Source organism: Marinomonas profundimaris (genome assembly GCF_000508165.1).
Taxonomy (GTDB): Bacteria; Pseudomonadota; Gammaproteobacteria; order Pseudomonadales; family Marinomonadaceae; genus Marinomonas; species Marinomonas profundimaris.
The window spans coordinates 77,159-98,316 of the sequence record NZ_AYOZ01000045.1; the positions used below are offsets into that span (position 1 = coordinate 77,159).

The following is a 21,158-nucleotide window of genomic DNA, read 5'->3' on the forward strand; positions in this document are numbered from 1 at the left end:
GCCTCTGGGAAATTAAACGCCGTAATAGGTTTCATTGTTTTTCGCCATTTCACGCATTTTCGCGGTCGGCTCATACAATTTTCCTAAGTGGCTGTATTTGTCTGCAAGGTCACAAAATGCCTGCAGTCCCATTTGGTCTAGGTAATGCAACGCACCACCAAGGTATGGAGGGAAACCAATACCGTAGATCAATCCCATGTCCGCTTCTGCCGCCGACGCAACAATGTTTTCTTCAACACATCGAACGGTTTCAACACAAAGCGGAATCATCATACGGGCAATGATGTCTTCTTCAGTCAATTCAGACTGAGAGGTGACAACCGGAGCCAGCAAAGTATTAATTTCTTCATTAAATATTTTCTTCGGCTTGCCCTTACGATCTGGTTCGTAAGTATAAAACCCCTTGCCATTTTTCTGACCAAAACGCTCAAGTTCAAATAAGCGATCGACAGCGTTTGTTCCTTCGTGTTTCATGCGATCAGGGAAGCCTTCAGCCATCACTTGGTCAGCATGAAATGCCGTATCGACACCGACGACGTCCAACAAGTAAGCTGGGCCCATTGGCCAGCCGAATTTTTCCATGGTTTTATCCACGACTTGGAAATCTGCGCCTTCTTGCATCATCAAGGAAAAGCCTGCGAAGTAAGGGAATAGCACGCGGTTCACAAGGAAACCGGGGCAATCATTAACAACAACAGGCGTTTTACCCATGGCTTGTGCATAAGCAACCGTTTTTGCAATGGCCGCGTCGCTCGTTTTCTCACCACGAATGACTTCGACCAACGGCATACGATGCACTGGGTTGAAGAAATGCATACCACAGAAATTTTCTGGGCGTTTTAGATCTTTTGCCAACTCAGTAATGGAGATCGTTGACGTGTTAGACGTCAGAATTGCATCATCGGCAATCTTCGTTTCGACTTCAGCCAAAACAGACTTCTTGATTTTGACGTTTTCAACAACGGCTTCAACCACCAAATCAACATGCTCAAATTCGCCGTATGTTAGCGCAGGAATAATCGCACTCATGGCTTTAAGGGCTTTTTCTGTGGTTAAACGTCCGCGTTCTACTTGGCCATTAAACAGCTTATTCGCTTCATTCAACCCAAGCTCTAACGCTTCGGTTCGAATGTCTTTCATGATGATTGGCGTGCCTTTAGAAGAGGACTGGTAAGCAACACCACCACCCATAATACCCGCACCCAATACGGCGGCCTGTTTCACTGGTGTCGCGTTTTTCGCGTATTTACTGGCTGTTTTCTTAATCTGCTGATCATTCAGGAACAGATTTACCAAGGATTTCGCAACAGGACCTTTGGCAAGTTTAATAAAGCCTTGAATTTCTGTTTCAAGCGCTTTGCTCATTTCTTGGCTAATGCCTTTTTCTACTGTCTTGATTGCAGCCATTGGTGCAGGGTAATGTTTGCCTGCTTTTGCGCCCACCACACCACGAACAGATTCAAAGATCATCATTTTTTCGATAGGAGAAAAGACCATTGGTGCACGTAGTTCATCGCGGCGCGCATGGTAATCCAACTTACCGTCAAGCACTTGCTGAATTAAGTGACGAGCAGAATCGTTGACTTTCGCAACAGGAACAACCGCATCCACCGCGCCATCTTTCAATGCGTCAGCGCTGCGTTTTTGTGCGCCACCGCAAATCCATTCACAGGCATTATCAGGTCCGATAAGACGAGGTAAACGAACGCTGCCGCCCCAACCTGGATAAATGCCCAATTGCGTTTCAGGAAGACCAATTTTTGCTGAATCCGCCATCACACGATAATCACACGCTAGGCACAACTCCATACCACCGCCCAAGGCGATGCCATTAATCGCTGCCACGGTTGGACAAGGTAAGTTAGAAATATCATTAAAAATATTATGGGCGTCACGTAACTTATCCGCCAAATCTTCGTCATCCATTTTGAACCATGACGTAAATTCTGTGATATCTGCCCCAACGACAAAAACGTCTTTCGCACTAACGAACACAACACCTTTTAAATCGTCTAAGTGTTTTAATGCATCCACGGCTTTCGCTAAGTCATTCAAAGTAAGGCTATTGAACTTATTAACCGATTCACCGACCAAATCCAGAGTGACCGTTGCCACGCCTGCATTATCGACTGCAACTTTGACTGCTTGTCCTTCGAATATCATGCTGGTCTCCAATTATTTTTATTATGATGACGGTGGTTATTAGGCACCGTCACCCGGTATTTGAATGTTTTACTTTTTATCACTGTGTGATTAAAGGCTCTTTTCTAACTCTGGTACGGCATCGAATAAATCCGCCACCAAGCCATAGTCCGCCACCTGGAAAATAGGCGCTTCTTCGTCTTTGTTGATAGCAACAATGATTTTAGAGTCTTTCATGCCCGCCAAATGCTGAATTGCACCTGAAATACCCACGGCAATATACAAATCTGGCGCAACCGTTTTACCCGTTTGTCCGACTTGCAAATCGTTTGGTACAAAACCCGCATCTACAGCAGCACGAGAAGCACCAATCGCAGCGCCTAACTTATCAGCAACCCCTTCGAGTAGTTTGAAGTTCTCACCGTTGCCCATTCCTCGCCCACCAGAAATAATCACACTGGCAGCGGTTAATTCTGGACGATCTGATTCCGCTAGTTGTTCTTTCACAAAACGACTACGATCAGATGCAATGGCTTGTGAAAGCACTTCACGCTCTGCATTGCCACCGTCACTTGCCACAGGATCAAACCCTGTAGAGCGAATCGTTAAGACTTTGACCGTGTCTGTCGTTTTAAACGTCGCAATCGCATTGCCTGCATAGATTGGACGTACAAAAGTATCTGGAGATACCACTTTAATCACATCCGACAATTGCGCCACATCTAATAACGCAGCGACTCGCGGCAAGGTATTTTTACCCGTTGTCGTTGCTGGCGCTAAAATATGGCTGTAACCGCTCGCAATTTCGACAATCAGTTTTGAAACATTTTCGGCCAGTTGATGCTCGTAAACCGCATTGTCAGCCACCAACACTTTGGTGACGCCGGCTACTTGACTTGCTTGTTCAACAACGGTCTGACATTCAGAGCCGACGACCAACAAATGAACGTCCGCATCGATTTGAGTCGCGGCTGCCACTGTGTTCAAGGTTGCTGGCTTTAAAGACTTATTATCATGTTCTGCAATAATTAATACGCTCATGACACCACCTTCGCTTCATTCTTAAGTTTGTCTACCAACTCAGCAACAGAGCCTACTTTAATACCACCCGCACGTTGCGGCGGCGGCGTAACAGAAACAATGCTGACATTAGAGCCAATTTCAACACCAAGATCCGCCGGTGTTTTCACATCCAATGGCTTTCTTTTGGCTTTCATAATATTCGGCAAAGACGCAAAACGGGGTTCATTCAAACGCAAATCCGTTGTTACAACGGCTGGCAATGTAATCGCCAATGTTTGCAAACCACCATCAATTTCACGCGTTACTTGTGCTTCGCCGTTTTCAATAACGACTTCCGATGCAAAGGTTGCTTGTGGGTAGTCTAATAGCGCGGCCACCATTTGACCGGTCTGATTGTTATCAGAATCGATCGCTTGCTTGCCCATGATCACCAAATCAGCCGCTTCTTCTTTCGCCACTTTTGCTAATAACTTAGCAACCGAAAGAGAATCTAAACCGTCTTCAGTTTCCACTTGGATAGCACGATCTGCACCAAGCGCCAGAGCAGTTCGCAAGGTTTCTTGACAGCTTTTAGACCCAACCGAAACCACAACCACTTCCGACGCGACGCCTTTTTCTTTTAGACGAATAGCTTCTTCCACTGCGATTTCACAGAAAGGGTTCATGGACATTTTGACGTTGGTTAGATCAACCGCAGTGTGATCTGTTTTGACACGAACTTTGACGTTGTAGTCAATCACTCGTTTTACGGATACTAGGATTTTCATAAGTCCCTCATTTATTATTTTCTTGCTATCTATAGTAGTTTGAGAAGGATTTTCATCAATAACAAAAAAGCGCCAGTTAACTGACAAAAATATTCACTCATTCGTTAAAAAACGCTCAATACCTTGATAATTAAAGAACCTCAAGGAAAAACATCCCCCTGATTCTAGTACGAATCCATTAAAATAAGTAACGCATTCGTGCATAAAAAAAAGATGTATTGTCTCGACTTTGATAAGACGCACAAACAAAAAAGCCTCACACGAGGGCGAGGCTTTTTAAAGAAAGGTGTAACATTATTTATTGCGTGACAAAAAGGTCGTAAACGCTTTATGAGCTTCTTTAGATTTAAGACGATCTTTAAATATTCTACCTTCTCGCATCAATGCCATTTGTACGTCATCCTGACCTCGATGTTTCAGCAAATCTTTGCTCAACGCCACCGCCTCTACAGGCAAGGCCGCCACTTTATCCGCATAAAAAAGCGCCACTTTAAACGCTTCGCCTTCTTCGCATAAATGATTGACTAAACCTATTTCGTACGCCATTTCAGCGTCTACAAACTCTCCAAGCACCAATATTTCAAAGGCCTTTTGATGACCCACCAATTGAGGCAATAAATGACTTGATGCCGCTTCAGGCACTAATCCAAGCTGCACAAAGGGAAATTGCAATCGAGCATTCCGAGACGCCAACACCAGATCACAATGCAGCAACATGGTCGCACCTACACCCACGGCTCGCCCTTCCACACCAGCAATAAGCGGCTTCTTATAAGCGGTTAATGCTTGTAAAAACGCCATAATAGCTTCCATTTTCTCTGGTGTTTGAGCGATTTGTACAAACTCATTTATGTCATTTCCGGAAGAAAAGTCCCCGCCGAGTCCATACACTAATGTCACCTTAACCTCTGCATTTTTCTCTGCATTATGCAGTGCATTCGTTAAAGCTTGGTACATATCTAACGTAATGGCGTTTTTCTTATCCACCCTGTCTAGATATATGATTTGCACACCAGATTCGATTTTTTCAGTAACAAATTCACTCATTACTGACTCTCCTTTACGGGTATATGAAGTATTTTTTCATCGACCAATTTACGAACCATTGGGCCTTCATCAGACCACCCGTGACAACTATTAATCAATTTCATCAGTGCCCCAGGAACCTGCTTAGGGTATTTTTCACCCAACGGCTGCCACATGGTTTGAAAGGCCGTTGTTGCGACCACGGGAAAAAGCTCCAAAACATGAGTACAACCAACTTTGCCACTAAAGGTTTCTTTCAACCAGCGATTCCAACCCGCGCCAATTCTAGTCCCCTTCAATACGTCAAAGCTGGGAACGGCGCCACCACAACTCGGAAAAGGAAACGCGTCCATAGAGACAGAAACGTCCTTAATCAAGAAGGTGTCATCCAACGTTAACGTGACGGAAATGTCATGAAAAGGACTGCCTTCCGGCACGATGCTGTGATCAAATTCGCGATTCACATCATAGGCTTTAAGGTCTTGCATGTTGGCTTCGATATCCCACAAGCCATCGTCCCGCAAGAACCCAAAGGACTCTATGCGGCGCCGATGCATTAGCTTACGTTTAACCTGCGTCATAGTAACGCTCCTGCTATTAGCGACAAGGCGCTATAAACACGAAAATTAAGCTTGCTCTTCTTCTCGCAAAGCTCGACGCAGTACTTTACCAACGTTTGTTTTTGGTAATTCCATTCGAATTTCGAAGTACTTAGGCACTTTGTAAGCCGCTAAATTTTCTTTGCAGTACGCTCTTAATGCTTTAACGTCTGGCTTCTCAGCATTCGCTTTTAGTACGACAAAGGCTTTGACTGCTTCACCCGCTTTGTCATCAGGAACACCAATCGCCGCCGACTCTAAAATGGCAGGATGAGAAGACAAGCAGTCTTCCACTTCTGTTGGATACACATTAAATCCAGACACGATGATCATGTCTTTTGCACGATCCACAATTTGCAAATAGCCATCTGGGTGCTGCATGGCAATATCACCCGTGATTAAGAAACCATCGTCTGTCATGACTTCTCGAGTGGCTTCTTCACGGTTCCAGTAACCTTTCATTACTTGAGGTCCTCGCACGCATAACATACCAGATTCGCCTTGCGGCAACGTAGAACCATCTCTCCCTTGAATCTTAATGTCTGTTTCTGCGACAGGAAGACCAATCGTACCAATACGTTCTTTACCAATCGGATTAAATGAGACAACCGGCGATGTTTCTGTCAGTCCGTAACCTTCTACCACTTGGCAGCCAGTGACTTTTTTCCATTCTTCAGCCGCAGCATGCGTCAATGGCATACCACCAGAACACGTCAATTTAAGCGTCGAAAAATCTAAGGCTCTGAAATCGGCGTTATTACACAAGCCAACAAACAGCGTATTGAGACCAACAAAGCCTGTAAAAGGCCATTTTTTCAATTCTTTCACAAAACCTGGCAAATCCCTTGGGTTAGGAATCAGCACACTGTGCGCGCCGCGCTCTAACAAGGTTAAACCATGAATCAAAAAGGCGTAGATGTGGTAAAGAGGCAAAGGGGCAATATACACCTCTTCTCTATCCGCAATAATAGAGCTCAATCGTGAACTCAATTGGTACATGTTTGAAATTAAGTTCGCATGCGTCAACATCGCGCCTTTTGCGACACCCGTTGTACCACCTGTGTATTGCAATACCGCAATCTGTTCTGGTGAACCAGTAACCTTTTGCACCTTCTTATCTTGCCCTTTCGCCAGCGCTTCATTAAGCGTTAGTGCGCTAGGAATGTGATAAGCAGGCACCATTTTCTTCACGTACTTCACCACAGAGTTCACCAATAGGCGCTTAATCGGCGGATGGAAGTCTGCAATTTCTGTGATAATAAGGTGCTTGATAGAGGTTTTTGCAAGAATTTTTTCTACGTTATGCGCCATATTGGCAAACACAACCAAGGCCTTAACACCCGCATCATTAAACTGATGCTCAAGTTCTTTTGGGGTATATAAAGGGTTGGTATTAACGACAACTAAGCCGGCTTTCATGGCGCCAAAAAGCACAACGGGATACTGAATAATATTGGGCAATTGGACCGCGATTCGGTCGCCCGGCGTTAAATCAGTTTCGTTCTGAAGATAGGCCGCAAATTGATCTGATTTTTCATTCAATTCACGGTATGTCAGTGTACGACCAACACTGGTAAAAGCAGGAAGATCCGCATGTGTTTCAACTGCTACCGCCAAAATATCCGTGACGGATTGATAACCATGAGGATTAAGTGACTCTGGTAAAAAAGTACCAGGGGCTTTTCCCGCATGTAAATTATTAGGAGTAGTATCCATTGACATAAAAAGCTCCATTTGTTTTTTTTATTTAGGAGAATTGGTTAACGCAAAAGCTCAACTACGAAATTGGCAGTTGAGCTTTAGAGCGATACAAGTTGTATAATATCAAACCTTATAAAGGAAAGATTTGAGTCAACTTAGTGGCCAGCATAATGTCTCCATCCGCTCGGATTTTACCCTGCATGAAAGCCGCCATGCCATCTAATTCACCACTCATTACTTCTTTCAGTGTATCCAAGTCCATACTAAGCGTGACGGTAGGATCATCATGCTGACCTTCTCCCATGTCACATTTCCCATCGGAGATACTTAAGTGATAGTTGTCTGCATCATCTAAGTCAAATTGAAACACGGCTTCCATATCATCGGCTTCATCCGCGTCGAAACGACCTAACATAGATTCAAATACCGCTTTTGCTTCGCTCATAATTCTGACCTCTTTAATCTGTTTAAAATACCATGTCTATTTCACATGCTTAATTTTGTTATCGCTTGTTTCTTAATAACTAAGCGTTAAGAAACAAAAAGTTATCTTCGTCCATTGACAATAAGTTGTCTGCGCCAGACAGCATGGCTTCGGCATGTGCTTTAGTACGAGGCAATAAGCGCTCATAATAGAAAGTCGCCGTTTGCAATTTAGCCGTATAAAAACCGACTTCGTCTGTGCCTTCATCCAGTTTCTTTTGAGCTGTTACGGCCATACGCGCCCAGAAATACGCCAATACAACGTAGCCAGAGAACATCAAATAATCAACCGAAGCCGCGCCCACTTCGTCTTTGTTACGCATGGCTTTCATGCCAATTTTCATCGTAACATCGCCCCATTCGCTGTTCACTTTATCCAACGCTGAGATGTAAGACTTAAGACGTTTTTCGCCTTTGTGCTCTTTACAGAACTTATGAATAATCTTAGTAAAACGACGTAGTGTCGCGCCTTGCGTCATCAATACTTTACGACCCAATAGATCCAACGCCTGAATACCCGTCGTGCCTTCATACAGCATCGAAATACGACAATCGCGTACGTTTTGCTCCATGCCCCACTCAGCAATGTAACCGTGACCGCCAAACACCTGCAAACCTTGGTTTGCTGATTCAAAACCCGTTTCTGTTAAGAAGGCTTTCGCAATTGGCGTTAATAAAGACATCAACTCATCCGCTTCGGCTTTTTCGTCAGCAGAACCTTTCTTCATCGTATCCACAAGCATAGAGCAATAATGGATCAGAGCACGACCGCCTTCTGAAAACGCTTTTTGCGTTAGCAACATACGACGAACATCTGGGTGAACAATGATAGGATCCGCGGCTTTCTCTGGGGCTTTTGGACCAGACAAAGAACGCATCTGTAAACGATCTTTTGCGTAAGCAACCGAGTTTTGCAATGCCCACTCAGAATGAGCCAAACCCTGTAATGCTGTGCCAAGGCGCGCGGTATTCATAAAGGTAAACATGCAGTTTAAACCGCGGTTTGGTTCACCAATTAGGTAGCCTTTCGCGCCATCAAAGTTCATCACGCACGTGGCATTACCATGTATGCCCATTTTGTGTTCAATCGAACCACAAGACACTTGATTACGATCAGCGATTTCGCCATTCGCGTCAGCGTTGTGTTTTGGGACGATAAACAACGATATACCTTTTGTACCGGCAGGCGCATCTGGGAGACGAGCCAACACGATATGGACAATATTGTCAGCCATATCATGCTCACCAGCCGAAATGAAAATCTTCGTACCGGTGATCGCGTAACTGCCATCAGCTTGTGGCTCAGCCTTGGTTTTCAACATACCAAGGTCAGTACCACAATGAGGCTCAGTCAAACACATGGTGCCTGTCCATTCGCCTGAAACCAATTTTGTTAGATAGGTTTGTTTTTGCTCGTCAGTGCCATGCAATTCGATGGTGTTCATGGCACCGTGGCTGAGCCCTGGGTACATGCCCCACGACCAGTTTGACGTGGCGATCATTTCCGTCACCATCATACCAAGTGAATCAGGTAAACCTTGTCCGCCTACGTTTTCGGGATGAGAAAGAGATGGCCAGCCGCCCTCCACGTATTGTTGGTAGGCTTCTTTAAACCCGTCAGGGGTTGTAACAACACCGTCTTTAAACTGGCAACCCTGCTGGTCGCCAACGCGGTTTAGAGGAGAAAGAACACGCTCTGCAAATTTTGCACCTTCTTCAAGGATGGCAGACACCATATCTGGCGTTGCTTCTTCCGCGCCTGGCAATTTAGCGTAGTGGCCATGAAAATCGAGAACTTCTTCAGTGACAAATTTGATGTCGCGCAAGGGCGCTTTATATTCAGGCATGACTTATGACCTCTTATTGTTTTTATTCAATCTGTTCCAATAGGAACCTCTTATGCTAGAAAGGTTCCTCTATAAGCGCTTTTCTCTCAATAACAAAAGATGCCAAAGTTAATGACAAAATACACCAAGGGAATCGTTTTAAACACTCAACCACTCTAATTCACAGGAAGTAAAAGGACACAAAAATGGAAAACAGCCCGCTCATTGGTGACGAAAAACGCATAAATACATTAGGTGAAATCGTTTTCGCATCGCTGTCTAATAACTGTAGGCCAATTGCCTTCCATTCCTCCAATCACCTCCACACGGCTACCACCTTGCCATGAAGCCACATTTAAACAGACCTCACCACGCGCCATATTAACCAAAAGCGCCTCGCTAGCGTTCATCGCAAACACGCCTTTAATGCGATAAATGCCTTCCAGTTCAGCCATCCAATGAACCATTGAGGTGATGTTTTCTTTATCAAAATACATATGAGGCCAACGCCAACCCAATACCTGCATCGCATCTTGCTGCTTTTGATAAAATTGAGGCTCGTTAACAAGCGCTCGATTTTCATGGCTATGTTGGTGTCTATGAATCTCATGTGAATGACGCCCTTTCACTGGCTCCATTAACACAGACGTAATCGCCTTCAACCCTATATCTAATTCGCTAATCGGCAACATCATAGGGTCTGTTCTAAATACCGTCTGAGTCGATATCGAGGAAGACAAAGTACTGAAACGCGCGTCAACTAAATCCATATCGCTTTGCTGATAACGATCGACATGACTCAACACAATGCCACCCGCCACGTCTATTTGATCATTAAATGTAGCGTGATTTGTGTAGCGCTCATCACCCAAATGACGCGCGTCGAGAACACAAAAAACGCCACTTAGAAGCAACACATCTTGATAAGCATCGCTGCGTAGTTTTTGAATGATTTGCTTAGGATGACCAAGGCCTGACGGCTCAATAAAAATTCGATCTGGATTGTATTGCCGTATCAGTTGATTCAAACCTTGTTGAAACGCAGCAGACGTCGTGCAGCAGACACAACCACCCGGAACTTCCCGAATGGCGACGCCCAAATCTGCGTAGAAAACGCTGTCCAAGCCAATGTCACCAAACTCATTAACCAAAACAGCCCAGCGCTCATTCGACGGCGCTTGAGCCAATATCTGACGAATCAATGTGGTTTTTCCTGCCCCTAAAAACCCCGTCACTACGGTGACTTTGATGCCCTGATAACGCATAAGAAAATCCAATTATTTAAAAAGAATATGCCAACGTCATGCTGGTTGTGGAGTCCGTCTTTTCTCTGTTGTCTAGCACTACACTATTGTGAGTAATACTGTAAGCCGCCTTCATGCTCAAATTATCCCTCAGTCTGGCAGAAATCGCCGTTTCCGATTTGGACAACGTGTTTTTATGACCTTCCAACGCAAGATCACTTCCTAACGTCTGGGTGAATTTCACCTCAGAACTAAAGCGGTATTCGTATTCTGCTTCCAGGTGCACAATGATGGAATCTTCTTTATTGCCTTCATCCGTCCGATTAAAAGAATAACCGGGGCCAATGTTGTAATCCAAAAATGCGTTAGAATGGGAAAATAATCGTCGAGAATAGCCAATAGCGATGGTATTTTGGTAATCGTAGCCACTAAAGCGATCGTCGGTATAAGAACCAAAAACGAAAATCGACGTATTCTCAGCGCTTAATTTATAATCACTTTGCGCCGACAAAAACACTTTTTGCGCCGTTGTCTCACTTATACCTTCGTATCGATCTCGTTTGTATAGCGTATCCATTTCATATTTATTCTTCCATGCTCGAAAGTCTTGCTTGATTGTCGCCTTTCCTTTCAATGCCGAGCTGTCTGTATTCCCTGTCGTTGCGATAACCCCAAACTCAACTTCCATGCTTAACGGCGCTAAAGGCATTCTCATAGGAAAACGTTCTGACGCATGAATTGAAGGTATCGCAAAAAACAAACCCACCAATACGGCTCGCCTTAACGGTCTCATCGCAATGCATTCCTTTTATTTCATCAATAAATACCCGTTAGCTATTAAAGAGGTACCGCGCCCAAACACCATAAAAAGTGGTCTAAGCCTGACGCATTTCCCTTCTTAAATTACCTTAAAGGCTGGAATACATTCTTTCATTGATACTGCAATATCACAGTCAAATTACTGTTAGCTATATGAAAAATAATCGATAAGAAACCAAGAGAACCTTACATTAAGCTCGGACTTTTACGTTGTTATTCCCATCCTTACTTTGACGAATTAACGCATCGCCAGCGACCGCTCTAGCAGACTTCGCCAATCGATCGTAAAGCAAAACATTGACTGACGCCGCTAAATTCATACAACCAACCGTTGGCACAAACACCACAAAATCCGCTCGATCTACAACTTTTTGGTCAATCGTTCCGTCCTCTGGACCAAAAATATACAAGGCTTTTTCAGGGTGATTAAAAGCAGGAAGTGGTGTTGCGCCCTGAATCAAATCCACGCAAACTATTTTGGTTTCAGAATCCACTGAATCAACTAAACTTTCCACACCCAGAGTGTCTATATTGATCAGGGGAATAGACGCGCTGGCTTTTTGTGTGTCGGTCGACATTTTGATTGCTCGGTCGTAACGTGTTCCTGAATACAACACCTGATTAGCTTCATAGCATCCTGCCGCTCGCATTACAGAGCCTACATTTGACGTATCTTTAGGATTGGTTAAACCAATAGAGACAAATTCTTTTTTCATTGATAATTCACTACACAGACATTTAAAAACGACGCTCATAATATCACTATTACATCGTATTTATCGCCATACGGATGTCGCTTAACCGATCAAAGACGCGCCTATGATTTGCTTAAATAATAAGAAAAAAACAAACACAACCCTCGATGACACTTTCGCTATTACTTTAAATGCGTACACTGACGTCAAACAATCGACGGTTCGTTTTTCATATTTGGCCGTCGCAAAAAATAATAACGTCACTACTGACATCCTATTTAATGAACAAAATCATTCAGGAAAATCATGAATATTTTAAAAAAATTTGGCCTTACCTTATTAGCGGCCGCCACTTTTCAAACCCAAGCCGCATCTGTTTGGAAAGTCACCTCAGGGTCAAACACACTTTACATCGGCGGTACGATCCATTTATTGACACCACACGATTACCCGCTCCCAAGTGCTTACGAAACAGCCTACCAAGCGGCGGATAAAGTCATCTTTGAAACCAACATGGAAACCCTGACCGATCCTGATTTTCAACAACACATGCAAGCAGAACTGTCCTTTACTGATAACACCACCATCGACCAAGTGGTCACGCCAGAAACCTATCAATCACTAAAAATATATTTAGCCGCTCGACAAATTCCTATCACCGCCGTTCACAACTTAAAACCCAGTGCTTTGGCCATTTCACTTAGCATGATTGAACTGAAACATTTAGGATTTACCAGCGCAGGAGTGGATCAGTACTATGCGCAAAGAGCCAAAAATGACAATAAGCCAAAAGGCTGGTTAGAAGAGCCCGAAGCACAAATAGCCACCCTAGGTGAAATGAACCACCAAGACAGCGACGCCATCATCAATTACACACTAGAAGACATTAAAGACATGCCAAAAAGCATGAAAGACCTTCGGAACAGTTGGCGCAAAGGCGACGTTGAAGCAATGGCAGACCTAGAACTAAAAGATTTTAAAAACGATTACCCAGATATTTATCAATCTCTTTTAGTGAAACGAAATAACCTGTGGATGCCACAAATTGAGCGAATGCTAAACGACTCAGAAGTTGAATTTATAATGGTTGGCGCGATGCACCTTGCCGGTACTGACAGCATTTTAAAAAAGCTCAAAGCCCTCGGTTATCACGTTAAAAACTTATAACAAGGTCACCAATCGAGCAAAATTCACGCAGGCTATTCAAAGGTAAAGCGCACCAAAAGGTGAGTTTTACCACTTTTACCTGTTAAGTTGATTATTTGTTTCAATTTTCCTCCCCAAACCCCCCAGAATTTTTTATACTTGCCGCCGAAATTATTTACTGACCAACTGATCAGTTATCAAACTTATCTCGGCGTATTTTTTGTGAGTTTTTTCCCCGAACGCTTGGACTCACAATGCAATAGATACCGTCGCCCTACTAGCAAAAGGTTTCCCTATGCTCGAACGTTATTTCCAACTTAAAGCCCACAACACTTCGATTCGTAACGAAGTCGTCGGAGGTATCACTACCTTCTTGACGATGGCTTACATCATCTTTGTTAACCCATCTATTCTTGCCCAAGCCGGTATGGACCAAGGTGCAGTTTTTGTCGCAACCTGTCTTGCCGCAGCCATTGGTTGTTTGATTATGGGTCTGTATGCAAACTACCCAATCGCATTAGCGCCAGGCATGGGACTGAACGCTTTCTTCACGTACGGCGTCGTTCTTGGCATGGGTTACTCTTGGGAACAAGCGTTAGGTGCTGTGTTCTTATCAGGTATTCTTTTCATCTTTATCAGTATCTTTCGAATTCGCGAATGGGTTATCAATGCCATTCCTTCTTCATTAAAACTTGGTATTGCCGCTGGTATTGGCCTTTTCCTAGCCATGATTGCTCTGCAAAACTCTGGCATCATCGTGAAAAATCCAGCGACCATGGTGTCATTGGGTGATTTGTCTTCGCCATCGGCTATTTACGGTTTACTTGGCTTTTTTGTTATTTGTGCATTGGCTTACTTGAACATTACTGGCGCTGTCATGATCGGCATTCTTTTCGTCACGGTTTTGTCGATTCTATTTGGTCAAAATGAGTTTGGCGGACTGGTTTCCATGCCGCCATCGGTTGTTCCAACGTTTCTCGCAATGGACATAGAAGGCGCATTTCAAATCAGCATGTTAAGTGTGATTTTTGCCTTTTTCTTTGTGGATTTATTTGACACATCTGGCACGCTAATCGGTGTAGGTCAACGTGGCGGATTGCTAGATAAAGAAGGCAAACTGCCTCGTCTTAAAAAAGCCCTTCTCGCCGATTCAAGCGCGACGGTTGTTGGTGCTGCTTTAGGTACGTCATCGACGACAAGTTATATTGAAAGTGCTTCTGGTGTCGCTGCTGGCGGACGCACTGGCTTAACAGCGGTTGTTGTTGCTCTGTTATTTTTGCTTAGCCTTTTCTTTGCGCCACTTGCCGGCTCTATTCCTGCGTACGCAACGGCAGGCGCGCTTATGTACGTGGCGGTATTAATGACAAGCAGCTTGGCTCATGTAGATTGGGATGACATTTCAGAAGCCGCTCCCGTTCTGATTGCCGCCTTCACCATGCCGCTAACATATTCCATCGCAGATGGTATTGCTCTGTCTTTTATCAGCTACGCGGTTATCAAACTGCTATCTGGTCAAGGTAAGCAAGTCAGTCCTGCTGTGTATATTCTAGCGGCCCTATTCATCGCTAAATTCTTTATTTTTGTGTGATTTTTCAAGGGGCTTTTTACAGCACCCAATCAAAAAACACGTAACAAATAGTAGCGATAGATAGACACAAAAAACAGGCCCAGAGAGTATTCTCTGGGCCTGTTTTTTTATAATTTATCGTATTTTTCAGCTTCGCAAAAAGTCCATATTACTATATGATTCGCCATCGATTTTCACCCTTCCAAGCGATCAAAAACATGTCTTACAATGCGCTCTATACGGACTTATCAGGTTATTACGACTTGATGTGTGCCGACATCAATTACCAAGCCCAAAGCAACAGCGCACATCGACTTCAACAGATTTTCGGCAATGGTGGACAACGGCATTTGGATTTAGCTTGTGGCACTGGGCCACACATTCACCATCTTCTGCAATATGGTTATCAGTGTAAGGGCCTCGATATTAACCAGCCCATGCTCGATATCGCTCAGCAACGCTGTCCAAGTGCGCAATTTGAACTGGGTAATATGTGCGATTTTGTCACGGACGAAGCTTACGATTTCATCACCTGCTTTTTGTATTCTATTCACTACAGTGGTGACACCCAAAATTTAAACAACTGCATTAAAAGTGTCCATAGCGCACTCAATAAAGGCGGTGTATTTTGCTTCAACTCCGTCGATAAGAACCAGATAGACAATGGCTTGTTTGCAAAACACAGCGTGATACACGAAAACAGTAAATTTTCCTTTGGATCATCTTGGTACTACAGCGGTGAAGGCGACAAGCAAACGCTGAAACTGAGTATTGAAAAAAGTACGATGGAAGAAACACAGTGCTGGACAGATGAACACCCAATGGTGGCATTGAGCTTTTATGCGCTAAGCGCATTATTAGCGCCGTATTTTGATGTTCATATTTTTGAACACGATCACGACAAACTTCTTCCTTGGGATAAGAAATCTGGTAACGCTATTTTTCTGTGTATAAAACGATAAAAAAGACTTAAGCCCGTATAACAACTAAGCCATAGAACGATATTTCAAAATCAAAGCAACAATTTCATGGTCGCTCACGGTAGAAGAAAGAGACTCATTCATAGAACGTCTTTGCGGTAAGCGTATGTTAAATTTACTTTTCAATACACCAACAACTTGTGAATCAGAATTAGGGTCAAACGCCTGGCTTGCAAACGTACAAATCCTTTGTAATACGAACTCTTTAGCGGTATTTATCATATATTTCCTGTGATTTTAGAGAAAAACGGCAAAGCGCTTCCCTTTCTTGTTTTTAAAATGCGCCTAAAAAATAGGCAATAAAACGTATTAGCAAACATGTTATTCAAATAAAACGTGGAAAAGACAAGATGAACCGAAGATTGGCGCCTCGGCATAACTCTGTGCTTTTGGGATGGATCGATAAACTGAATGCATAATAAGAACGATGAAGCTCTAATATGAGCCGAATCATTCTCGTTGTCTACTAATCCTTTTCTAAAAACACAGAGTTGAACCTCTTTTTCTAAATATAAACAGCGAATCGGTTAGACGTTACCCAATAAGGGCAATGTTACCTCCACCAGCAACCCACCCAAATCACTGCGAGCAGCTCGAAGCGATCCATTGTGCTGTCGTACTGCATTTTCCGCGATGGCCAACCCTAATCCAGCGCCGCCACTGTGTCGATCTCGTGCCGTAGACACTCGATAAAATGGTCGGAAAATGGACTCTAATTCGTCTTCCGGCACCCCTTCGCCATTATCTTCTACACGAATACGCACGGTATCGTATTGCTCTTCTAACGTAACCCGTATGTGATCTTTGCCATAATGAATCGCATTTCGAATAATGTTCTCTAACGCACTCATTAATAGCTGCGGATGACAATGAATAGATCGATTGGGTATCTCAGAGACAAATAAGGTTTTCCCCACTTGCTCTGCTTCAAATTGACTGTCCGTCAGTAAGGCTTCACAGATACTCGATAATGGCTGAACTTCTCGATTTAAATGACTGTCTACTTGCACTCTAGACAACTCTAGAAGCTTACCAATCATCTGTTCAAGTCGTTGAGCTTCAATATCTATGCGCGTGAGCTCTGAGCTTTCACCCTGCTTCCTCATCGCTAAGGCTTGCGCCATTTTTAAGCGAGTCAAGGGCGAACGAAGTTCATGAGAAATATCCGATAAAAGCCGCTGCTGTCGCGTAATCATCAGGTTGACGGCTTCCACCATTTGATTAAAACTTTTTCCCGCTTGACGAAATTCCGTTGTGCCTTTTTCCAATTCTGGGTCTATTTCAAACACGCCTTGCGCCACACGTTGAGCGGCCATTTCTAAACGACGAGCCGGTTGACTTAATGCCCACGCTAACCAGAGCAGTAACGGGGTGCTCACCATCATGACAACCAAAAGCAAACGAAACGGATGATCAAATAATTGCAGTAAAAAATTAGGGGGTTGATTCCATTTTGTACCGACGTATAAATAATAATCCTTCTTTGCAAGATGAATGGGCAACGGCCCAGATAACATAAACTTGCCATACAATTTTTGCTGCGGACGAGAAGCGTCATCGATGCTGGTTACAAAATTACGCAGCGATTTCATAATAAAGTCAGGACGGCGGCTGACTGACTGAATATTGCCATCAAGGTCGGTGATAAATAATCTAAAATTATTATCTTCTGGTCCTCGACGTGATCTTGACTCTAAACTGTCTAATACTGGAGCAAGATCTCTAGCAGAAGCAAAAATTTGCTCAACTCGATCTCTGACCTCTAACATACGTTCGTAGTGAGGTGGGGAAATGTCTCTTGTCTTACGTGGGTCAAAATGAGGTAACGCCAATACCGCCATGATGACCAAAAACATGGTAAACCAAAAAATCGCAAATATTCGCCCATACAAACTGGCGATGCTTGGCAAACGTATCATTCTCCCTCCACCAACAAATAACCACGGCCTCGCAACGTCTTGATCCGGGGTTTTCCATTCGGCCAATCGGGTAGTTTTTTCCGTAAGTTCGACACGTGCATATCCACCGCTCGATCAAACGCCGCCAAGCGCTTACCCAATACATCTAGGCTCAACACTTCTTTTGTTAAGACAACACCAGGATGAAGTAAAAAATAGTGTAACAAAGCGAACTCGGTGCTGGTCACATCCAACAATTCGCCATTGCAGTAAACTTCTAGCCGACCAGGATAAAGTTTAATATCTCGATAAATCACAAAATCGTTTTGCGTGCTACCTTTGGTGCTTTGTGTTCGTCTAAGAATTGCGCGGATTCTGGCCAACAATTCACGCTCACTGAACGGCTTTGGCAAATAATCGTCCGCGCCGAGCTCCAGTCCAACCACTCGGTCAATCTCTTCACCTTTGGCCGTTAACATTAAAACAGGCACGTCCCACTTTTCACGTAACTGCTTTAATGTCTCAAAACCATTCAGCTTTGGCATCATGACATCCAGCAAGACCAGATCCACACTGTCGTCCATTGCCTCTAAACCTGCCAAACCGTCGTATGCAGCTGAGACGACACAATTTTCAAAAGACAACACCTCTTTAAGTAGATCACTCAATTCAATATCGTCATCGATTATTAATATATGTGGCATCAACAACTCCTAGAACAATTAGATTAAACAAAACGATGAATCGTATTTTACGTTGAAATCTGATCGTCAGCGCCTCCTTTACGATACTTTACCTTGGCAATACGCCACTTTACTTAACAAACTCTATTCTACTCATATGCGCTGATAGTGCAGCTTTTACAAACATGATCCCCTAAATAGTAAAGAAGGAAAGCATTATGAAAATGACTAAAAAACTGATTATAGCATCCGTTGTTTTACCTCTAACGTTAAGCGCTGCAGGTGCTTTTGCTTTTGGTGGAAAGCATCATGAAGACCGTCACGATGAATGCCGCCCAGGTTCAGGTCTTGACCGCGGCATGATTAGAGAACTGAACTTAACAGACAGCCAAAAAGAACAATTTAAAACGCTCCGTCAAGCAAACCGAGACGAAATGAGAGAACGCTTCCAAGGCGAGCCTGAACAACGCGGCGAGATCAGAGAAGCACGCGCCGAGAAGTTAAACGACCTATTGCTGGCAGACAAATTCGATGCGGCTAAAGCCACAAAAATGGCTCAAGAAATGTCAAATAAGCAAGTTGAACGCCAAGTAGAAATGCTAAGCAAACAACACAAAATGTTGAGCATCTTAACACCGGAGCAAAAACAACAATTCGTTGAGCTGCAAAAAGAGCGTCTAGAAGATTGTGGTGATGACATGCCTCGCCATAAAGGAAAAGACCGTAAATAAATAAACACTACTCTCAATATAAGGCGGCCATTGAGCCGCCTTTTTTATTCATTTGCTGAAAGCACTCGATCAACTTCGTTTCCAAATCCTTGCAACAGCCCTATCGTTACCCAACCAGCCCACAACCTCACACACTACTCCGGTCAAAAAAAACAATAAAATAGGAATAACGCCTGCGAACTGCCCCGTCATGAAAGTCATGATGAAAGAAATCAACGAGATAACAAGGCACAACAGCCCTAACACAATCAATATAGTTCGATACGATGGCTTGTAATCGTATTCACCTTCTCCCGACTCAAACATTCCTAAAAGTGGAGAGCAGAGCTTTCTCATAACCTCTTTCATAGACACCTTCTTTATTATAATGGCTGGCCCCTCCACGATTTTGGCATCAAAATGCGTGAAAAAATGAGAACGTCTTTTATATCATCAAGTTAGAAAAAATATGGCGAATCAGAAAAATATTTATGACAATTGATTAAACTTCGAACAAAAATAACTAATTAGGTTCGGATAAAACACAACATTAGAATTTGATGCGTGTTTTTACTTATCGAATAAGTTAAAAATAAAAAAGGGTTGAAGCATGACGCTTCAACCCTTTTTCATTATTCAAACACAGCGTGCTAAAAAGCATTTAGCACACTTTGGTTAACCAATTGTGTTTGTCTTCTGCTTTACCCCACTGAATGTCATTCAATGCTTGGCGTAGTTTCTGCGCAGTTGGCCCAGGCTCACCAGAACCCACTTGGTATTCTTTATCGTTATGGATAAACGTACCTACCGATGTCAATACCGCCGCCGTTCCCGACAATACCGCTTCCACTTCTGGTTTTGCAGCGCGCTCCAACAATTCAGCAACGGTTAAATCGCGTTCCGTTACTGTCATACCCAGATCGGCCGCCAGTGTCAAAATAGATGAACGTGTTACACCGTGTAGGAAAGACGTATCCAAACCTTTCGTGATGATTTCATTACCGTCGATCAATAAGAAATTTGCCGCACCAGTTTCTTGTACATCACCATTTGGGCAAAACAGAATTTGATCCGCCTGAACCTCTTCTTTCGCTTTAGAAATTGGCCCCAATGCACTCGCGTAATTACCGCCACTTTTAATCATGCCCATGTGTGGCGCACAACGCATACCAGTTTCATCCAACAAAAGACGCAACGCTTTTGCACCACCAGTAAAATAATCCCCTACTGGTGACAACAATACATACAACATCGATGTCGCGGTTGGTGCCGCCGCTTTACCAACCGCCGCTTCTGTACCTATATGCGTAGGACGAATATACAAAGACCCTGGTGGCTCAGGTACGTCGCTCGCAAACTCAGCAACCACATCAACAATCATTTTCGATACTTGCGTTTCATCAATCGTTGGTAGAGACAATAAACGGCTACTTTGCGCTAAACGCTTAATATTTTGGTCCATACGAAACACGTGCACGCTGCCATCTGCATGACGAAAGGCTTTTAAACCCTCAAAACAAGTGCTTGAATAATGCAAAACGTGCGCACCAGGATGCATTTGAATGCTGTCCGACGCCACAATACTTGCTTCACTCCAATTGTTATTCTCGAATGTCGCCAATGCCATTTTAGGCATAAACACGCTACCAAAAGCCGCCATTATTAATTCCTATATAGTTAAATGATTACGTGCATCACCCGTTTTACAACGCGTGTATTCAGAATTCTAGATTTTTGCTTGCTGCACAATGACCTGATATTAAAACGGAAATTGACTTGAAGAAAGTAAATCGTAAACCATGGATCAAACAGAACGTGTATTTCCAGTATTCTTGCGAACTTGGACTGA

At 43.6% G+C, this 21,158-nt stretch carries 19 protein-coding genes; 4 read left to right on the top strand and 15 right to left on the bottom strand.

What is annotated here, in order from left to right; genetic code table 11:
* Positions 1 to 12: 12 nt before the first annotated feature.
* From fadB to D104_RS32585, 11 genes are all read right to left on the bottom strand, one after another.
* Positions 13 to 2,163 (bottom strand): fatty acid oxidation complex subunit alpha FadB, encoded by a 2,151-nt coding sequence (gene fadB, locus D104_RS32535; protein ID WP_024024849.1) that lies wholly within the window; start codon positions 2,161 to 2,163, stop codon positions 13 to 15.
* A gap of 90 nt (positions 2,164 to 2,253) precedes the next feature.
* Entirely contained in the window at positions 2,254 to 3,183 is a 930-nt protein-coding gene (locus D104_RS32540; RefSeq protein ID WP_024024850.1) for an electron transfer flavoprotein subunit alpha/FixB family protein, read from the bottom strand.
* On the bottom strand, positions 3,180 to 3,932 hold the full coding sequence (locus D104_RS32545; RefSeq protein WP_024024851.1) for an electron transfer flavoprotein subunit beta/FixA family protein: 753 nt from the start codon (positions 3,930 to 3,932) through the stop codon (positions 3,180 to 3,182). The genes D104_RS32540 and D104_RS32545 overlap by 4 nt, the downstream gene beginning before the upstream one ends.
* Before the next feature lie 294 nt (positions 3,933 to 4,226).
* Positions 4,227 to 4,979, bottom strand: a complete 753-nt coding sequence (locus D104_RS32550) for an enoyl-CoA hydratase-related protein (protein WP_024024852.1) — start codon at positions 4,977 to 4,979, stop codon at positions 4,227 to 4,229.
* Positions 4,979 to 5,539: a DUF2889 domain-containing protein gene (locus D104_RS32555; protein ID WP_024024853.1), complete on the bottom strand. Its 561-nt coding sequence runs from the start codon at positions 5,537 to 5,539 to the stop codon at positions 4,979 to 4,981. Before D104_RS32555 ends, D104_RS32550 begins: the two co-directional genes overlap by 1 nt.
* Positions 5,540 to 5,584: 45 nt before the next feature.
* Positions 5,585 to 7,279, bottom strand: coding sequence for an AMP-binding protein (locus tag D104_RS32560; RefSeq protein WP_024024854.1), 1,695 nt, complete (start codon positions 7,277 to 7,279; stop codon positions 5,585 to 5,587).
* A gap of 109 nt (positions 7,280 to 7,388) precedes the next feature.
* Positions 7,389 to 7,703, bottom strand: coding sequence for an SCP2 sterol-binding domain-containing protein (locus D104_RS32565; RefSeq protein ID WP_024024855.1), 315 nt, complete (start codon positions 7,701 to 7,703; stop codon positions 7,389 to 7,391).
* Positions 7,704 to 7,782: 79 nt separating this feature from the next.
* Positions 7,783 to 9,588: an acyl-CoA dehydrogenase C-terminal domain-containing protein gene (locus D104_RS32570; protein WP_024024856.1), complete on the bottom strand. Its 1,806-nt coding sequence runs from the start codon at positions 9,586 to 9,588 to the stop codon at positions 7,783 to 7,785.
* A gap of 230 nt (positions 9,589 to 9,818) precedes the next feature.
* A complete protein-coding gene (locus tag D104_RS37065) occupies positions 9,819 to 10,832 on the bottom strand; it encodes a CobW family GTP-binding protein (RefSeq protein ID WP_024024857.1) in 1,014 nt (337 codons plus the stop codon).
* A 16-nt stretch (positions 10,833 to 10,848) separates the two neighbouring features.
* Positions 10,849 to 11,604, bottom strand: a complete 756-nt coding sequence (locus tag D104_RS32580) for a DUF481 domain-containing protein (protein ID WP_024024858.1) — start codon at positions 11,602 to 11,604, stop codon at positions 10,849 to 10,851.
* A 217-nt stretch (positions 11,605 to 11,821) separates the two neighbouring features.
* On the bottom strand, positions 11,822 to 12,346 hold the full coding sequence (locus tag D104_RS32585; protein ID WP_024024859.1) for an RNA methyltransferase: 525 nt from the start codon (positions 12,344 to 12,346) through the stop codon (positions 11,822 to 11,824).
* 285 nt (positions 12,347 to 12,631) lie between these two features.
* On the opposite strand from D104_RS32585, the gene D104_RS32590 reads away from it, so the two are divergent.
* The 3 genes from D104_RS32590 (at position 12,632) to D104_RS32600 (ending at position 16,000) form a co-directional block, all read left to right on the top strand.
* The gene (locus tag D104_RS32590; protein WP_024024861.1) at positions 12,632 to 13,492 is read left to right on the top strand and encodes a TraB/GumN family protein; all 861 of its coding nucleotides are present in this window, start codon (positions 12,632 to 12,634) and stop codon (positions 13,490 to 13,492) included.
* 274 nt (positions 13,493 to 13,766) lie between these two features.
* The gene (locus tag D104_RS32595; protein ID WP_024024862.1) at positions 13,767 to 15,059 is read left to right on the top strand and encodes an NCS2 family permease; all 1,293 of its coding nucleotides are present in this window, start codon (positions 13,767 to 13,769) and stop codon (positions 15,057 to 15,059) included.
* 197 nt (positions 15,060 to 15,256) lie between these two features.
* Positions 15,257 to 16,000 carry a class I SAM-dependent DNA methyltransferase gene (locus D104_RS32600; RefSeq protein ID WP_031215159.1) on the top strand — a complete coding sequence of 248 codons (744 nt, stop codon included), beginning with the start codon at positions 15,257 to 15,259 and terminating at the stop codon, positions 15,998 to 16,000.
* Positions 16,001 to 16,545: 545 nt separating this feature from the next.
* Here D104_RS32600 and cpxA read toward each other — a convergent pair.
* Positions 16,546 to 17,937: an envelope stress sensor histidine kinase CpxA gene (gene cpxA / locus D104_RS32610; protein WP_024024865.1), complete on the bottom strand. Its 1,392-nt coding sequence runs from the start codon at positions 17,935 to 17,937 to the stop codon at positions 16,546 to 16,548.
* The gene (locus D104_RS32615; protein ID WP_024024866.1) at positions 17,934 to 18,620 is read right to left on the bottom strand and encodes a response regulator; all 687 of its coding nucleotides are present in this window, start codon (positions 18,618 to 18,620) and stop codon (positions 17,934 to 17,936) included. The genes cpxA and D104_RS32615 overlap by 4 nt, the downstream gene beginning before the upstream one ends.
* A gap of 197 nt (positions 18,621 to 18,817) precedes the next feature.
* Here D104_RS32615 and D104_RS32620 point away from each other — a divergent pair, with 197 nt between their 5' ends.
* A complete protein-coding gene (locus D104_RS32620) occupies positions 18,818 to 19,330 on the top strand; it encodes a CpxP family protein (protein WP_024024867.1) in 513 nt (170 codons plus the stop codon).
* A 69-nt stretch (positions 19,331 to 19,399) separates the two neighbouring features.
* Here the strand turns inward: D104_RS32620 and D104_RS32625 are convergent, their stop codons facing one another.
* Positions 19,400 to 19,678, bottom strand: coding sequence for a hypothetical protein (locus tag D104_RS32625; RefSeq protein ID WP_024024868.1), 279 nt, complete (start codon positions 19,676 to 19,678; stop codon positions 19,400 to 19,402).
* A 292-nt stretch (positions 19,679 to 19,970) separates the two neighbouring features.
* Positions 19,971 to 20,969: a branched-chain amino acid aminotransferase gene (locus tag D104_RS32630; RefSeq protein WP_024024869.1), complete on the bottom strand. Its 999-nt coding sequence runs from the start codon at positions 20,967 to 20,969 to the stop codon at positions 19,971 to 19,973.
* Positions 20,970 to 21,158 lie beyond the last annotated feature (189 nt).

What these genes read in the sequence shown, in the direction of transcription:
- fadB (WP_024024849.1), bottom strand. Translation starts at nt 2,163, where the DNA reads ATGATATTCGAAGGACAAGCAGTCAAAGTTGCAGTCGATAATGCAGGC.
- D104_RS32540 (WP_024024850.1), bottom strand. Translation starts at nt 3,183, where the DNA reads ATGAGCGTATTAATTATTGCAGAACATGATAATAAGTCTTTAAAGCCA.
- D104_RS32545 (WP_024024851.1), bottom strand. Translation starts at nt 3,932, where the DNA reads ATGAAAATCCTAGTATCCGTAAAACGAGTGATTGACTACAACGTCAAA.
- D104_RS32550 (WP_024024852.1), bottom strand. Translation starts at nt 4,979, where the DNA reads ATGAGTGAATTTGTTACTGAAAAAATCGAATCTGGTGTGCAAATCATA.
- D104_RS32555 (WP_024024853.1), bottom strand. Translation starts at nt 5,539, where the DNA reads ATGACGCAGGTTAAACGTAAGCTAATGCATCGGCGCCGCATAGAGTCC.
- D104_RS32560 (WP_024024854.1), bottom strand. Translation starts at nt 7,279, where the DNA reads ATGTCAATGGATACTACTCCTAATAATTTACATGCGGGAAAAGCCCCT.
- D104_RS32565 (WP_024024855.1), bottom strand. Translation starts at nt 7,703, where the DNA reads ATGAGCGAAGCAAAAGCGGTATTTGAATCTATGTTAGGTCGTTTCGAC.
- D104_RS32570 (WP_024024856.1), bottom strand. Translation starts at nt 9,588, where the DNA reads ATGCCTGAATATAAAGCGCCCTTGCGCGACATCAAATTTGTCACTGAA.
- D104_RS37065 (WP_024024857.1), bottom strand. Translation starts at nt 10,832, where the DNA reads ATGCGTTATCAGGGCATCAAAGTCACCGTAGTGACGGGGTTTTTAGGG.
- D104_RS32580 (WP_024024858.1), bottom strand. Translation starts at nt 11,604, where the DNA reads ATGAGACCGTTAAGGCGAGCCGTATTGGTGGGTTTGTTTTTTGCGATA.
- D104_RS32585 (WP_024024859.1), bottom strand. Translation starts at nt 12,346, where the DNA reads ATGAAAAAAGAATTTGTCTCTATTGGTTTAACCAATCCTAAAGATACG.
- D104_RS32590 (WP_024024861.1), top strand. Translation starts at nt 12,632, where the DNA reads ATGAATATTTTAAAAAAATTTGGCCTTACCTTATTAGCGGCCGCCACT.
- D104_RS32595 (WP_024024862.1), top strand. Translation starts at nt 13,767, where the DNA reads ATGCTCGAACGTTATTTCCAACTTAAAGCCCACAACACTTCGATTCGT.
- D104_RS32600 (WP_031215159.1), top strand. Translation starts at nt 15,257, where the DNA reads ATGTCTTACAATGCGCTCTATACGGACTTATCAGGTTATTACGACTTG.
- cpxA (WP_024024865.1), bottom strand. Translation starts at nt 17,937, where the DNA reads ATGATACGTTTGCCAAGCATCGCCAGTTTGTATGGGCGAATATTTGCG.
- D104_RS32615 (WP_024024866.1), bottom strand. Translation starts at nt 18,620, where the DNA reads ATGCCACATATATTAATAATCGATGACGATATTGAATTGAGTGATCTA.
- D104_RS32620 (WP_024024867.1), top strand. Translation starts at nt 18,818, where the DNA reads ATGAAAATGACTAAAAAACTGATTATAGCATCCGTTGTTTTACCTCTA.
- D104_RS32625 (WP_024024868.1), bottom strand. Translation starts at nt 19,678, where the DNA reads ATGAAAGAGGTTATGAGAAAGCTCTGCTCTCCACTTTTAGGAATGTTT.
- D104_RS32630 (WP_024024869.1), bottom strand. Translation starts at nt 20,969, where the DNA reads ATGGCGGCTTTTGGTAGCGTGTTTATGCCTAAAATGGCATTGGCGACA.